The sequence below is a fragment of the Streptomyces sp. NPDC025806 genome (genome assembly GCF_055558275.1).
The window spans coordinates 157,997-171,239 of record NZ_JBVHMU010000015.1 but is presented as its reverse complement, the minus strand read 5'-3'; the positions used below and the strand labels follow the sequence as shown (position 1 = coordinate 171,239).

Below are 13,243 nucleotides of genomic sequence, written 5' to 3'. Positions count from 1 at the left end.
CGTTCATGTCGGCCCCGCCCTGCCGCACGCAGCGTTGTAGCGGCGAAGTCCCGGTTACCGAAACCGGGGATTCTCCGGATGGTTGGAGCCGCAATCCACGCCCTATGGCCGCGGTCCAAGGAGGCCCCTTTTTCGTGTCTGAACCCATAAGCCCCTCGGAGGGTGCGGAGACGGATCCGGTCCGGATACCCGGCCCATCTCCCACCTCGGAAGACGGAAAGACGGAGCCGGTCCGACTGCCGGACTCCGGTCTGGCGAGCATCCAGGCGGACGTCGCCAGACTGCTGGACCTGTCCGCGCAGCACGAGCGCCAGATCGACGACCTCTCAGCCGCGCCGCCGGCGGATTTCGCCGCCTACGGGCTGCCGGGGTTCGGGGGCCTGCCGTCCGTGCCTGCGCCACCCGAGCCGCGCCCGATCCTCGAGTTGGAGGACGAGGAGTACGAGGACGAACTCGACGCACTCAGTGACTGGGTCGACGACTTCCTCATGCGGGTCTACGGCGCGGAGGTCACGACCGCCGCGCCGTGGTGCGAGCAGTGGCAGGAGCACGCCGACGTCGTCGCCTGGCTGCATGCCCTGTGGCTGGCCTACCAGCAGCACAAGGACGCCGAAGCCGGACTGAGCGGTTTGTTTGTGTGGCACCGGGACTTCCTCACCCATGCCATGGCCACCGTCCGAGCCGCCGGCGGCCCGCTGTCCGCGTGCATGACGGACCCGGACCGGCCGGCGCACCGGCTGCTGCCCGGCCCCCGCCCCTCGAACCGGACCACCCACGCCGCAACCGAGGAGACTGCGGAGGGCGGGGAACACGAGGAGACCGGCGAGCCGGGTCAGGCGGACACATGACCGGCCACGAGGACCGGCCGGCGTTCGGCCTGTCCTTCGACCCTCGCGCTCTGACCGACCTCCTGCAAGCCCCCAGCGACATTCGCGACTTGGCGCTCGCCCAGCTGCAGGACATCGTCAACGCCCGCCTGTTCGGCGCCAAACTCACCCGCGACCTTGCCGGGTGCCGCAAGGTCTACGTCGATCACCGCAACGCCTGGCGCATCGTCTACGCCCAGCGGCCGGCTCCCGCGAACTCCACGCACCCCACCGAGATCCACGTCGTGGCCGTACGCCCGCGCGAGGCACACGACGTGTACGACACCGCCCGCGCCCGACTCGGGATCCGCCGACGCCCCCTGGGCGAGCGCACCCACGCGGCGCGCACCCGCTCGCCGCAGCTGGCCACGCGCCAGCCCGTTCCCAAGCCGGGACCACCGCCCTACGCGATGCCCGGCCTTCCGCGACCCGCACCTTCCCCGACCCTGAAGGGCCCCGTTCGTTGACGCAGTTCCCTACCCTGATCGACCAGGTCGCCGCCGCCGTTCTGACGCCGGCCCAGGTCACCGAGAACCCGCACCACCGCTCCATCCTCGACGCGTTCATCGAGATCCAGGGCCTCGACCGACAGCTCGCCGAGCTGGCCGACGCCGAACTTCCGGGCGTCAGCCCCACCGAGCAGCTGAACACCCTGACCGACCTGCTGGTCGAACGGATGACGGCCGGCGCCGAGCTGAGCGCGCTCCTGTCCACCTCCTGCTGCTGCGCCGCCGCGTACGAACCCGCACCCGAGGACGAGTACGCACCAGAGGAGGACGAGGAACCCGACTTCGACCCCTTCGGCGACTTCATTGCGCCTGACGACTTCGACAAGCCGGACGACCTTGACGGCTTCGACGACGTTCACGAGGAAGGGGGCGAGGAGTTCCTGCCCTGCCCCACCCGCCCGCAGACGATCGTCCACGCCTGCCTGGCCGTCTTCGACGACGAGGGCGCGCCGGAGTACGTGAGCACCGCGGAGCTGGTCGAGCGCCTGCGCGACATGCCCGGCCAGGCCGAGGGACGTTGGCGCTACGCCGATCTCACCCCGCTGCAACTGGGTCTGCTCCTGCGCGGCTACGGCGTCCAGGCCCGCAAGCCCCGCGCGACTGACGGCAGCCGCTACCGCGCCTACCGGCGATCTGACCTGCTGGCCGCCCGGCCGAACTGCTCCTGCTGAGGCACCCGGCCCTCGCGGGCACTCGGCGGGTGACGGAGGCGGACTGGGATCTGGTCGCCGCCTTCCACGCGCAGTGCTCCGAGCAGAACCTGCTGCGCCGCTGGGGCCGCACTCGCCTCACGCCTCGCGACCTGTCACGGCTGCTCGCCCATGCACAGTGCTGGATCGGGCTCGGCGTGGACGAGCGGCCTGTGGCCCTGGTCTGCGCCGGGCCCGTGAGCCGGGAGGCGGGGATCTTCGACCTCGGACTGCAGGTCGTCGACCACCGTCACCGGCAGGGCATCGGCGCGGCGATGGCCCGGCAGGCGGCCCGTTTCGCCCGCGAGCGCGGAGCACACACCCTGTCCGCGTTCACGCAGGCGTCCAATGAGGCCATGCTCCGGCTCCTCGACCGGCTCGGCCCGACGTCGCACATCCGCGACGGCTCGTACGTCGAGGTCCGCGTCGCCCTGGGCACACTCGCCACGGACCCAGAAACCGCCCCGCCATGACCTTGCCTACGCCCGACCAGCAGCTGCCCACAGCCCTCGACCAGCGGATCGAGACCGCCCTGGGCTACGGCATCGAGGAACTGGACAGCCACCGCGACAGCAGACTCCTCGACGCACCGCACGCCGCCCTGGCCGACGCGCACCGCGAGCTGGTGGCGGCCGAGCGGGACGTCACCTTCTACCGTCTCCGGCTCGCCCGCCTCGCCTCCAGCGAACTACCGGTAGACCAAGCCCTGTTCGCCCGCATCGACCGCACCCTCGATCAGCTGGCGAAGGCCGCCGACGTACGCGATGCGAAGCAGCGCACGGCCGCCGCGGTGCTGGAGCGCATCGAGGCCACCGCACCTCGGCCTGCGCCGCCACAGATCGCCACGAAGGACGTCGCGGCCCTCCTCGCCATCGCCCAGGGCGCCAAGCTGCACGAACACCTCGTCACCCACCGCCTCGCGGTAGCGACCGCCGCACGAACCCGCATCTCCTACGCCCAACTGCAGCGTCTGGAGGCGATGGGCCTGGTGGAGCGCGACACCGCGCACCCGGTGCAGGCCGGCCAGCCCGTCGCCCTCACCGACGCCGGCCGAGCCGCGCTGACCGCACCCCGCCGCGCCGGCCCGCCTACCACCAGGCCCGCACGCCTGCCGGCTGCACCCGCCATCTCCCGCACACGCCGCTGACCGACGCTCCGTGCCGCACGCACGGCGCCGCGGGTGTCACGACCGAAAGCACCGATGCCCAACTACCAACCCGACTTCCGCCTCGACGGATACGAAGCCGTCAACGACCACATCGCCGACCAGTTCGAGGGGCACATCGGCATCGAGCAGGACTCGATGACTGTCCTCGCCGAGCACCACAGCGACGACGCCGCGCACAGCTACTACGTGATGCACAACCGTGCCGTCACCTGGGGCATCCCCGGTGAGCCGCAGCTGGTCGCCCTGCATCTCAACCGCGACCCGGCCGCGCGCACCTTCCAGTTCGACCATAAGGCGCTGCCGCTGCTGTCCATGGCCCAGTCCTGGCTGATCGCCCGTGGCTGCCCTGAGGAGAAGATCCTCCCGCACGAGGGCATGGGCACCGTCCCCGCGGACGGAGCCACCCGTGTCCTGGAGCAGCGGCTACGCGACGACGGCGATCACTTCGCCTATGGAATCAGCTACACGGACGACACCAAGGACCCGGTGCAAACCACGGTGATGCTGCGCGCCATGGACGAGGAGGCAGCTATGCCCTTCCGCGTGCTTCTCGAAGTGGCCGACACCACGACGTGGACGCACACGCTGCGTGAAGGCGGCTTCGAGACCTTTGAGGCCGCCACCCAGTGGTGGGAGGCCCACTGGAACGGCAATGAGCCGCTGCTTCCTACGGCCTCGCCGGTAACCCGGCACACGACCGCCGTCCCCGGATTGCCAGCCCGTCCCGCCCCGCCACGCGGGCCCGGACGCTGAACTCCCGCTAACACGCAGGTATTTGCCTCGCAGGCCCCCACGAAAATTCCACCTGCCGGATACGAGGCGGCGCGGAACGTAGCACGCGATCCCCGGTTACCGAAACCGGGGATTCTCCGGACTCTTGTTCTCAGCCCGCACGGCATCCGCCTGGGGCTGCTGCCGCATTTCTTCTTCCAGACCTGGAGGCCAATTCCGCATGCGTACCGCCCGTTTCACAGTGACCGCCGCAATTCTCGGCGCCTTGGCCGTTCCCGTGATGTCCGCTCCGGGCGCGCTGGCCGCACCCGCCGGCGCGTCGGCCTCGGCGCCGACCACCCGCCCGTGCGACCGCCGCGGACCGTGGGTGATCGGTGCGAAGGCTGTGACGATCCGCTCCAAGGCAACTAGCAAGTCCACTGCTCGCGGCGTGCTCTACCGGGGCCACAAGTTCACCGTCCACAAGACCCACGGCAACTGGCACTACATCACCGACAAGACGACCGGCGCAAAGGGATGGGTCTCCGGTTCGTACGTCTACCGCGACGTCTACTTCTGCCTGGACTAGCCGACCCAGCACCCACCCCATTCCCCATTCCCGCACCGGAATTCACGAAATGAACGGAGCTTCGTCGTGCTCGACGCCAGCGAAGACGTGATGGGCATCATCACTGAGCGAATCGAGGACCGATTCCAGATGCCGCTCGCCGACCTGCGCCGGGCGGTTGCGGCAAACCCGCGGGCCAACCCCGAGGCCACGGCAGTTGTGCACTGGTACGGCCTTCTCGCCGAAACGCAGCAGGCACTAAACACGACTGAGGACGCGCTCGTCGAGGCACTGGGCACTCAAGCCTCCGACGTACTCGACGACCCCGTCATGGAGCTAGCCCACCAGGTCAACGCGGCCGTCGCCTCTCGCGACGGCCGCGCCATGGTCGTGAACTACCTCCTCGACCCCGCCGCTCCCGGCAAGCACGTCCCAGGTGTGTGGCGCGGCGCTGACCCGGCCGCCCGTCGCGCACCGGCTCTGCCTACCGCCCCGCCCACGCTGCCCAGTCAGCCGAACGCCACGGTGCGCGGGGTGACGAGGTGAGGGTCGTCGACAAGTCCAGCAGCCGTGATGTGGCTCTGCGGGAGGCGTTCGGCGCCGAAGTGGCCGAGCTGTATGCGCAGGCAGCCCGCGACGATGTCAACGCCGCACTCCAGCGAGCCCTGGAACTGCGTAGCTGGCTCGCCATCGCCGAGGAGCAGGTGGCCCGCGTCCGTGACCGTGTCCATGCCGCGACGGCCGCCGACGGGGACATGGACGACCTGTCCGCCGAGGACCTGCGCTGGGACGCGGACTGGCTGCAGGCAGCCCTGGCGGGCCGGGACGGCTACACCGCCGCGCTCGACGAGCTTCTGCGCACCATGCCCCCGCCGAACCAAGCAGCGGCGCCGCGCCGGTCATTGACTCCCAAGATCGCCGCCACCGCTCCGCCCGCCCCAGCCGCATCTCGCGCCGGAGCGGTGCGGACGCCACGTCCCTGAAAGCCCACCGATTGCCCCAGCCCGACACCGCGCCCACCGCCGTATCCCAGCTCGTCGCCCAGCGCATCGAGGCGCTGTACGGACAGCCGCTCGCCGACCTTGAAGCCCACGCCGACGCAGCCCCCGAGGCCACCCTGCTCGCCGCCCTGACCGGCAACCACAGCGACCTGGCCCTAGCCGAGAGCAACATCGCCTTCCAGCTTCAGCGACTGCGCGAACTCACCGCGCCTGAGCGGGAGATCGGCCGCTTCGACGCCGGCCACATCCTCGACTGCGCCCGGCGCATCGCCGAGTCCGTCGCCACCCGCGACGCCTACGCCAAAAGCACCAGCGCAGTCCTGGGCGGCCTGCGCCGCCGGTCCGCTCCGGACACCCACCCGCCGGCCCCGCCGGCCCCGCCGGCTCCCGCCGCCCCGACGGCGACCACCTCCCGCACCCGCTGATCCACCCGTACCGCCTGAGGAGCCACCTTCTTGGCCACCACCGCGCCGCCGCCCACCACCCCGAACGACCTCCTGGGCGTCACCAAGACCCTGGACCTGCTCGCCCCGCGCTGGAGCGTGTGGGTGCTGATGACCGTCTCCCAGCCGCTGCGCTACGCCGAGGTCAAGCCCCGGCTTCCGTGGCTGGCGGACGGCCAGCTCCACCCCCGCCTGCGTCACCTCACCCACGCCGGCGTCATCGAGCGCACGGAGTACGCTCCGCGCCACGTCACCTACGGCCTCACCAGCCGCGGCGCCGCGCTGCTGCCCGTCCTCTCGGTGATCGCGTCCTGGGCCGACACCTATCTGGAGAAGGGCCTGGTCGCCAACAAGCACACCGGCGAGATGGAGCCCGAGCCGATCGCACCGGCCCAGAACATCGACGACACCATCGCGCTGCTCGCGCCGCGGCACGCCACCCCGATCCTGTTCTCCCTGCAGGCCCGGGGCACCGCGACCGCCAAGACGCTGGCGAGTGAGGCCATGCCCGGCTACGGACTGACCGCCGTCTACAAGCCCCTGGAACGCCTGGTCGCCGATGGTCTCGTCACGGCCAGCGCCACCGGCGGCTACCAGCTGACGGAGAGCGGGCAGGCGCTCGCCCCCGTCTTCGAGGCGATCTCGGCGTGGGCCACCGCCCCGAGCGCCGAGGCCGATGCCCGCCGGGCTCGCGGGCCGGGCGCCGCCCTGTCGCAGAACCGTTCCGGCCCGTGGGCGACCACCCCCACTCGTCATCCGGCACCGGCAGTTCCGACCGCCACTCCTGCTGCTCGTCCCGTCCTGACCACCACGCCCCCGGACGGTCCGGCGTGGAAGTCCGGCGACCTCTTCTCCCACCAGCTACCCGCCCAACCGATGTCCCGGGCAGGAGGCCCGCGCCGATGAACCGCTCCCAGCCCGAAACCCTCCTGCACGAACGCCGCGCGATCCGGTCCCTGGCCCTGCCGGGCCTGATACGCCTGATCACCGAGATCGACGACAACGGCCCCATCAGCCACCGGCGAGGCTCCCTGCAGGGCGCTTTCGGCGATCTCACGCCCGGGCAACTGCGCCACGCCATCGACGTCGCACGCGACCTCGGCCTGGTCCACGCCGACGAACAGGCTCCCGACCGCTACCGGCTCACCGCGAGCGGCGAGGCCCTCGCCGAGGTGTACGACACCGCGGCCCGCTGGGCCCGTGCCCGTCATTTCCCCGACACCGCCAGCGACTTCGTCACCCGCGTCCAGCACACGCTCCAACTGCACAGCCGCAGCCCGCAGGCGAACGCCTCGCGTCCGGAGCCGCCGGCACCGCGCCAGGTCCTGACCGACTTTCTGCAGTCGAACCCTCGCGTCCTGCACCACGCCGACGTCCGTTCCCCGCAGCCGCCGGCGGAAGCGGGGCTTGCTGCGTGAGATCCCGTGTCGGACCGCGGCATGCACGCCGGCCGGTCCCCACACTGCTGCGCGGCATCTATCTGCCGCGCAGCACGGACGCCGCAGCGTTCGCCATGGCCACCTACGGCATCCCGCTGCTGGTGCTGGCCACCACCAACTCAGCAGCCCTGACCGGCCTCGCCTTTGCCCTGGAGTGGATTCCGAGGCTGGGGGCGTTCGCGTTCGCCGGGGCACTGGTCGACCGTCATGGCACCACCGCCGTGCTCCGCTACGCGAACGTCGCCCGAGCGCTGGTCGTCCTGGCCGCCGCTGTCCTCCTGCCGAAGCAGGAGGCGGGGCTCGGGGCGACGGTCACCGTCATGGTGCTCGCCGCGTCCACCGGGATCCTCACCGAGTGCTCGTACATCGCGGCCGAGACCGCGGGCGGGGTCGCCGGCCGTGAGGCCGGAGCCCGCGCGCACCGCGTGCAGTCGGTGCTGCTCGGCATCGACCAGGTCGCCACCCTCTCCGGCCCCGCGCTGGCCGGCCTCCTGCTCCAGTGGACCGGCGCGAGCGGCATGCTGCTGGTGATCGCCGTCTTTTCGCTGCTCACCAGCGTCCTCGCCCCACGCCAGTACCTTCGCCACAAGTCGACCGCGGCGCAGCCCGTCGGCATGGGACTGCGCACTGGATGGTCGACCCTGCGGATGCTGCCGGCGCTCGGCTGGCTGGTGGCCGGACTGACCGTGTCGAACCTGGCCATCGGCCTGCTGCAGGCCGCCGCCCCGGTGATCATCGTCAAGCAGCTCGGCCACTCCACAGCCGACGTCGGGTTCGTCTGGTCCATCGCGGCCGTCGCCTCGCTCAGCGCGGTTCTCGTGTGCCGCCGCGCAATCGACCGCTTCGGCCTGTGGCCGGTCGGCGTCGTCTCCGCCACGATCGCCGCCACCGCATGCCTGGCCGTCTTCTTCGCCAGCAGCTACCACGCCTACCTCGCCCTGATCGCCGTCCTCATGGCCGGCGAGGGAGGCATGACCGTCGTGCTGCGCACCCTGCGCTCCCGCCTCATCCCGCAGCAGGTGTTCGGCGCCACCCTGTCCCTGACGATCTTGCTGCTGTTGCTGCCCTTCCCGCTGGCCGGCGTCCTCGTCGCCGTCGTCCCGCCCGCCCAGCTCGGCCACGTCATCACGCTCTGCGCCGTACTCCAGGCCGCGGGCCTGTTCACCGCCTTCGCCCGGCTGCGCGCCACCCCCGCCCTGCGCACCTCCTTCGCCTGACCATCCCCGTCACCTCCCGGCCCACCTCACGGAGACCCGCCATGCCCACGTCCCACGCCCCGGCCAGCCAGCCGGTCCGGCTGATATCCCGACCGTCGGTTCGAGCAGGATCGCGGCCCACGCTGACGGATCGGTTCCTGGCTTTCGACGCCGAGCACCCGTACGTCTACCGGGCGTTGGAGCGCCTGACCGCCGACCGGATCGCCGCCGGGGCCACCCGGGTCGGGCTGAAGGCGCTGTTCGAGGACCTGCGCTGGCAGTTGCCCGCGGGTGTGCGCGGGCTGAACAACTCCTTCACGTCCCTGTACGCCCGAAAGCTGATCGAGGACCACCCCCACTGGGCGTCCGCCTTCGAACTGCGCCGCCGCCGCACCCCCTGACGCCGCCCGTGCGTCTCAACACGTCCTGTCCCGACACCGTTTGGAGCCTTGTTGTCCTCTCGCCCCGTCGTCCTGGTTGTTGCCGCCGATATGGAGGCGCAGGCGTATCGCAGCTACTGCCTTGAGAACGTCCGTGCCCACTACGACGTCGTCCTGATCTCCGGCACCGAGCCGACCTGGGAGAAGGAGTTCATCGTCGACTATGCCGTCGCCGACCCCACCGACCAGGCGGCACTGAATGCGGCCGGGCGCGCTCTCGCCGAGCGGCACGACCTGGCCGGCGTGATGACGTGGACCGAGTGGTGCCTCGTCCCCGTCGCCCGTCTCGCCCGCCAACTCGGCCTGCCCACCACGGCTCCGGAGGCACTCCAGGGCTGCCGCAACAAGCACACCTCGCGCACGCTGTTCGCTCGCCACGGAGTGCCCTCCGCCGTATCTGTGAGCGTGCGCACCGAGCGCGAAGCGGCCGATGCCGCCGCCCTCATCGGCTACCCCGTCGTCCTCAAGCCCGCCTCACACGCCGCGAGCATGGGCGTCATCCGCGTGGACACCGCCGACGCGCTGCCAGCCGCGTACACCTTCGCCGCGCAGACCGCCGGCCGCGGAGTCGAGAGCACCCAGGTCCTGGTCGAGGAGTACCTCGACGGCCCGGAGGTCAGCGTCGAGTGCGTCACCTACCAGGGGCAGACCACCGTGGTCGCCGTCACCCGCAAGACCGTAGGGATGGCACCCTTCTTCGAGGAACTGGCGCACGTGGTCGACGCGAACGACCCGCTGCTCGCCGAGGTGGCACCGGTCGCTGTCGCGGCTCTCGATGCCGTCGGCGTCACCGACGGTGTCAGCCACGTCGAATTGCGCATCGTCGACGGCCGGCCGCGCCTGATCGAGGTCAACGCGCGCGTCGCTGGCGACATGATCGGCCATCTCGTCCGCCTGGCCACCGGCGTCGACCTGGCCCGCGCCGCCGCTGACATTGCCTGCGGCGTGCTGCCCGACGTCGCCCCGACACGTGGTCAGGCAGCGGCAATCCGGCTGATCTACCCCGCCTATCCCGGCATCCTCACCGAGCGCCGGCTGGACGCCCAGTTCGCCGAAGGCACGGACTGGATCGAACGCGTCACCTTCCACCGCGACGCAGGAGACTGCCTCGTGCTGCCCCCGGACGGCGACATGTACAGCGCCCGCATCGGCTACCTGATCACCACCGGCCCCACCGCAGGGGTCGCCAAGGCCCGCTCCACGGAGGCGTATCGGCACCTCACCGTTCACATCGCCGCGGGGCAGGAGGCGGGGCTTGCGGCGTAGAGCCAGTCGCGCACTGCTCGCTTCGCTCCGAGCACGGCCTGCATTGACCCCGGCGCCGCACGCCCCGACCTACTCCGGATACGCCCTTGACCATTCCCGATGCCGAAATCGACGGCGACGTCCACGTCTTCCCGCGCTACCTCGCCGGCGGCACCTACACCGGCGACCCCGCCCTTGAACCTCTGATGGCGCTCGGCTGGGACCTGACCCACGACGAACTCGGAAACGTCTACGTCACCGCCCCCGACCGCAAGATCCGCCTCGGCTACCTGCCCGAAGGCGACGACGACGGACTGTGGCGCATCAACGCCTACGAGGACCGCTTCGGCCCGCCCACCTGGGGCGTCAGCTTCAACGACGAGTGCCCCACCGAGTTCGTCCGAGCGTTCACCACGGCCCTGGCGGCGGCCTACCAGGACGGGCCCGAGCACTACCTCGCCCGCCCCGACCCCGCCGACCCCGAACTCGACGCCTTCCACGCCGTCGTCCCGCTCATGAAACGCGGCTGGAAGATCCAGCACCTGCGGTGGGGCGTCCTGGAACTGCAGACCCCGGACGGCATGGCCGGGATCGAGTACACCGAAGGCCGACTCGACGCGGAGAAGGAACTCACCACGCTCCAGGCCCGCTGGTACCTCTGGGGCGGGCCGAAAAACGGATCCGTCCGCTGGTACACCACCGCCTCTACGAACACCCCGATCCCGCTGGTGAAGGCCATCACCGAGAGCGTGTCCGACCCCGCGCCCCTGCCGCGCTGGAAGGACCAGATGACGCGCGGCCTGCGCGAACACGCCCAGCTCGTGCCCGTCACGCCTCCGCCGCCACCGGTGCCCACGCCTCTCGACGTCCGGCGCACGGCCCCTCGCCGGGCGCCCGCGCTCACCACGCGCAGCGTCCCGCGCTGGAGCACCACGACCACCCCGTCGGCAACCCTGCCGGCGCGGCGCTCCGGCCCCCGCCGCTGACCTCCCCGCACCATCCGCCCGAGAGAGACCACGTGGCCCTGCACGCCCAGCAGTTCTTCGACGACGTCCTCGACCTGCCCCTCCACCAGTACGCCATCGTCGGTGACGCCTGTTACGCGGCCCCGCAGCCGAACTCGCCATTGCGGCTACGCATCGACTTCGCCCCGACCATCCGGCGCGACGAGTACGACGGACTTCGCCTGCGCGTCATCCACCCCGAACAGGGCATCCTCGACACTGCGATCCTCCGCTTCGCCGACCACGGCACCTTCGAACGCCGCGACACCGCCCGCGACCTCGTGCCCGGACAGGACGGCTATGCCGTCATCCGCGACTGGCACAGCAGCGGGCCTGCGTGGCACGGCGCGGAGGGAACGGGCCTGCGTACCGCGATCGAGCAGTACGCCCAGGTCTGGTTCCCGCCCCCTGCCGCGTCACGGCCGACAGCTCGCTCCGTTGCCCAGCCCACTCCCGCCACCGGGGCTACGCCCCGCACCCGCTGAACCACCGCTCTGAACGTCCCCGCCCGCCCGTACCCCCTGGAGAGTTCCTTCTTGCGCATCCGCTCCGCTCGCACCCTCCCCGTCGCTGTTGCCGTGGCCGCCACGGTGACCGGCAGCCTGTCCTGGGCGCCGACCGCCTCGGCCCAGAGCACCGATCCCACCCCGTCCGCATCCACCTCCCCGGCTCCGCGCAATGCGGCCGAGCCGACCGGCGGCGTGGCCATCCTGAAGAAGGACCCCGGCGGCGACGTGCTCGCCGGTGCGTCCTTCACCCTCTTCGACTCCGCGGGCAAGGAGGCCGCCAGCGGCAGGACCGACGCCCAGGGCAAGCTCGCCTTCAAGGACCTCATGCCGGGCGTCTACCGCCTCAAGGAGATCTCCAGCGGCAGCAAGCTGCACGAGACGGTCGACGACCAGGATGTCATCGTCACCCCCGGCACGGACACGCCGCTCGCGATCGTCGACCCCTTCAAGCCCGCCTCGGTTCTGTTGAAGGCCAAGGACGACAAGACCGGCAAGCTGCTGGCGGGGTCCACGGTCAACATCGGGAGCGGCGGCAAGACCCTTCTCACGCTAACCACCGGCTCCGACGGCATGGCCACCGGCAGGCTGCCCGTCAACTCCCGTACGGGGACCGACTTCTGGGTCAAGCAGGTGAAGGCACCCGAGGGGTACGAGATTTACAAGCCCTCGAAGGAATTCAAGGCCAAGCCCGGCGATCCGGTGACGGTGACCACCACCAACGCCAAGACCGCCACTACACCGCCCCCTACGGAGAAGCCGACCGGCAAGCCCTCGGATGAGCCGTCCGATAAGCCCACGGGCAAGCCGAGCGACGAGCCCGACCCGGCCCATCCCGGCAAGGACGAGAACACTCCGGCACCGTCCGCCTCGGACGCCACCGAGACCACGTCGCGCACAGCGGCGCCTTCCCCTGAAGGCTCGCTCGCTCATACCGGCGCCGACGCCACCCCGTGGCTGATCGGAGGCGCCGGGGTCCTGATCGCCGCAGGCGGAGGCGCGCTCGTCATGACTCGCCGACGACGCGGAGACGACTCCACCGAGAGCTGACCCAACCGACCCCACGAAGCCCCCGGAATCATTCGATTCCGGGGGCTTCGTCGTACGAGCGCGAACGGAGGTGCAGCTTCCTCGCCTGAAAACCAGTGATAGCACTTGCTGCAGGCTGGCGAATGCGTGCTCTATCGTGCCCCGAAAATCATCAACAGAATCCGCTCCGCCCTCGCTCTCACCTGCGGTTCAGGGTGCGCGAGTGCTGCGGCAAACAGTGCCGTGAGTAAGGCGAAGACCGGGCTGGATGTGATCATGACCTGCGTTTCGAGTCCCATGTGCAGTGACGGTATCGGATCCTCTTTGTGGCTTGAATTTCCCCTAATGTGCCCCCGAGAGGGGAGTGTGTTTAGGTAATTGGGTCACCCCTAAGGGGCTTGCTGGTCACGCTAATAAAGGTGCCCACTT

18 protein-coding genes are annotated in these 13,243 nt (G+C 70.6%); all 18 read left to right on the top strand.

Annotation, left to right across the window (positions count from 1 at the left end; all coding sequences use genetic code 11):
- Nucleotides 1-236 precede the first annotated feature (236 nt).
- The 18 genes from ACZ4E1_RS29820 (at nucleotide 237) to ACZ4E1_RS29735 (ending at nucleotide 12,835) form a co-directional block, all read left to right on the top strand.
- The gene (locus tag ACZ4E1_RS29820; RefSeq protein ID WP_467545349.1) at nucleotides 237-848 is read left to right on the top strand and encodes a DUF4913 domain-containing protein; all 612 of its coding nucleotides are present in this window, start codon (nucleotides 237-239) and stop codon (nucleotides 846-848) included.
- Nucleotides 845-1,333 carry a hypothetical protein gene (locus ACZ4E1_RS29815; RefSeq protein ID WP_467545238.1) on the top strand — a complete coding sequence of 163 codons (489 nt, stop codon included), beginning with the start codon at nucleotides 845-847 and terminating at the stop codon, nucleotides 1,331-1,333. Before ACZ4E1_RS29820 ends, ACZ4E1_RS29815 begins: the two co-directional genes overlap by 4 nt.
- On the top strand, nucleotides 1,330-2,046 hold the full coding sequence (locus ACZ4E1_RS29810) for a DUF3631 domain-containing protein (protein WP_467545236.1): 717 nt from the start codon (nucleotides 1,330-1,332) through the stop codon (nucleotides 2,044-2,046). Before ACZ4E1_RS29815 ends, ACZ4E1_RS29810 begins: the two co-directional genes overlap by 4 nt.
- A 29-nt stretch (nucleotides 2,047-2,075) precedes the next feature.
- Nucleotides 2,076-2,537 (top strand): GNAT family N-acetyltransferase, encoded by a 462-nt coding sequence (locus tag ACZ4E1_RS29805; protein ID WP_467545233.1) that lies wholly within the window; start codon nucleotides 2,076-2,078, stop codon nucleotides 2,535-2,537.
- Complete coding sequence (locus ACZ4E1_RS29800) at nucleotides 2,534-3,211, top strand: hypothetical protein (RefSeq protein ID WP_467545230.1); 678 nt, start codon at nucleotides 2,534-2,536, stop codon at nucleotides 3,209-3,211. Before ACZ4E1_RS29805 ends, ACZ4E1_RS29800 begins: the two co-directional genes overlap by 4 nt.
- A gap of 54 nt (nucleotides 3,212-3,265) precedes the next feature.
- A complete protein-coding gene (locus tag ACZ4E1_RS29795) occupies nucleotides 3,266-3,985 on the top strand; it encodes a hypothetical protein (RefSeq protein WP_467545227.1) in 720 nt (239 codons plus the stop codon).
- A gap of 199 nt (nucleotides 3,986-4,184) precedes the next feature.
- A complete protein-coding gene (locus ACZ4E1_RS29790) occupies nucleotides 4,185-4,532 on the top strand; it encodes an SH3 domain-containing protein (protein WP_467545223.1) in 348 nt (115 codons plus the stop codon).
- A gap of 66 nt (nucleotides 4,533-4,598) precedes the next feature.
- The gene (locus ACZ4E1_RS29785) at nucleotides 4,599-5,057 is read left to right on the top strand and encodes a hypothetical protein (protein WP_467545220.1); all 459 of its coding nucleotides are present in this window, start codon (nucleotides 4,599-4,601) and stop codon (nucleotides 5,055-5,057) included.
- A complete protein-coding gene (locus ACZ4E1_RS29780; protein ID WP_467545218.1) occupies nucleotides 5,054-5,494 on the top strand; it encodes a hypothetical protein in 441 nt (146 codons plus the stop codon). The genes ACZ4E1_RS29785 and ACZ4E1_RS29780 overlap by 4 nt, the downstream gene beginning before the upstream one ends.
- A gap of 11 nt (nucleotides 5,495-5,505) precedes the next feature.
- The gene (locus tag ACZ4E1_RS29775) at nucleotides 5,506-5,937 is read left to right on the top strand and encodes a hypothetical protein (RefSeq protein ID WP_467545215.1); all 432 of its coding nucleotides are present in this window, start codon (nucleotides 5,506-5,508) and stop codon (nucleotides 5,935-5,937) included.
- Nucleotides 5,938-5,967: 30 nt separating this feature from the next.
- Entirely contained in the window at nucleotides 5,968-6,861 is an 894-nt protein-coding gene (locus ACZ4E1_RS29770) for a winged helix-turn-helix transcriptional regulator (RefSeq protein ID WP_467545212.1), read from the top strand.
- Complete coding sequence (locus tag ACZ4E1_RS29765; protein WP_467545210.1) at nucleotides 6,858-7,373, top strand: hypothetical protein; 516 nt, start codon at nucleotides 6,858-6,860, stop codon at nucleotides 7,371-7,373. Before ACZ4E1_RS29770 ends, ACZ4E1_RS29765 begins: the two co-directional genes overlap by 4 nt.
- Nucleotides 7,370-8,611, top strand: a complete 1,242-nt coding sequence (locus ACZ4E1_RS29760; protein WP_467545208.1) for an MFS transporter — start codon at nucleotides 7,370-7,372, stop codon at nucleotides 8,609-8,611. The genes ACZ4E1_RS29765 and ACZ4E1_RS29760 overlap by 4 nt, the downstream gene beginning before the upstream one ends.
- 41 nt (nucleotides 8,612-8,652) lie before the next feature.
- A complete protein-coding gene (locus ACZ4E1_RS29755) occupies nucleotides 8,653-8,991 on the top strand; it encodes a hypothetical protein (protein ID WP_467545206.1) in 339 nt (112 codons plus the stop codon).
- 90 nt (nucleotides 8,992-9,081) lie between these two features.
- The gene (locus tag ACZ4E1_RS29750) at nucleotides 9,082-10,296 is read left to right on the top strand and encodes an ATP-grasp domain-containing protein (RefSeq protein ID WP_467545347.1); all 1,215 of its coding nucleotides are present in this window, start codon (nucleotides 9,082-9,084) and stop codon (nucleotides 10,294-10,296) included.
- Between the two features lie 92 nt (nucleotides 10,297-10,388).
- On the top strand, nucleotides 10,389-11,261 hold the full coding sequence (locus ACZ4E1_RS29745; protein WP_467545345.1) for an SPDY domain-containing protein: 873 nt from the start codon (nucleotides 10,389-10,391) through the stop codon (nucleotides 11,259-11,261).
- A 32-nt stretch (nucleotides 11,262-11,293) separates the two neighbouring features.
- Nucleotides 11,294-11,764 (top strand): hypothetical protein, encoded by a 471-nt coding sequence (locus ACZ4E1_RS29740; protein WP_467545204.1) that lies wholly within the window; start codon nucleotides 11,294-11,296, stop codon nucleotides 11,762-11,764.
- A gap of 51 nt (nucleotides 11,765-11,815) precedes the next feature.
- On the top strand, nucleotides 11,816-12,835 hold the full coding sequence (locus ACZ4E1_RS29735; RefSeq protein WP_467545202.1) for an MSCRAMM family protein: 1,020 nt from the start codon (nucleotides 11,816-11,818) through the stop codon (nucleotides 12,833-12,835).
- The last annotated feature ends 408 nt before the right edge of the window (nucleotides 12,836-13,243 follow it).

Coding starts and splice junctions, on each gene's coding strand:
- ACZ4E1_RS29815 (WP_467545238.1), top strand. CDS start 845: ATGACCGGCCACGAGGACCGGCCGGCGTTCGGCCTGTCCTTCGACCCT.
- ACZ4E1_RS29800 (WP_467545230.1), top strand. CDS start 2,534: ATGACCTTGCCTACGCCCGACCAGCAGCTGCCCACAGCCCTCGACCAG.
- ACZ4E1_RS29795 (WP_467545227.1), top strand. CDS start 3,266: ATGCCCAACTACCAACCCGACTTCCGCCTCGACGGATACGAAGCCGTC.
- ACZ4E1_RS29790 (WP_467545223.1), top strand. CDS start 4,185: ATGCGTACCGCCCGTTTCACAGTGACCGCCGCAATTCTCGGCGCCTTG.
- ACZ4E1_RS29765 (WP_467545210.1), top strand. CDS start 6,858: ATGAACCGCTCCCAGCCCGAAACCCTCCTGCACGAACGCCGCGCGATC.
- ACZ4E1_RS29755 (WP_467545206.1), top strand. CDS start 8,653: ATGCCCACGTCCCACGCCCCGGCCAGCCAGCCGGTCCGGCTGATATCC.
- ACZ4E1_RS29750 (WP_467545347.1), top strand. CDS start 9,082: ATGGAGGCGCAGGCGTATCGCAGCTACTGCCTTGAGAACGTCCGTGCC.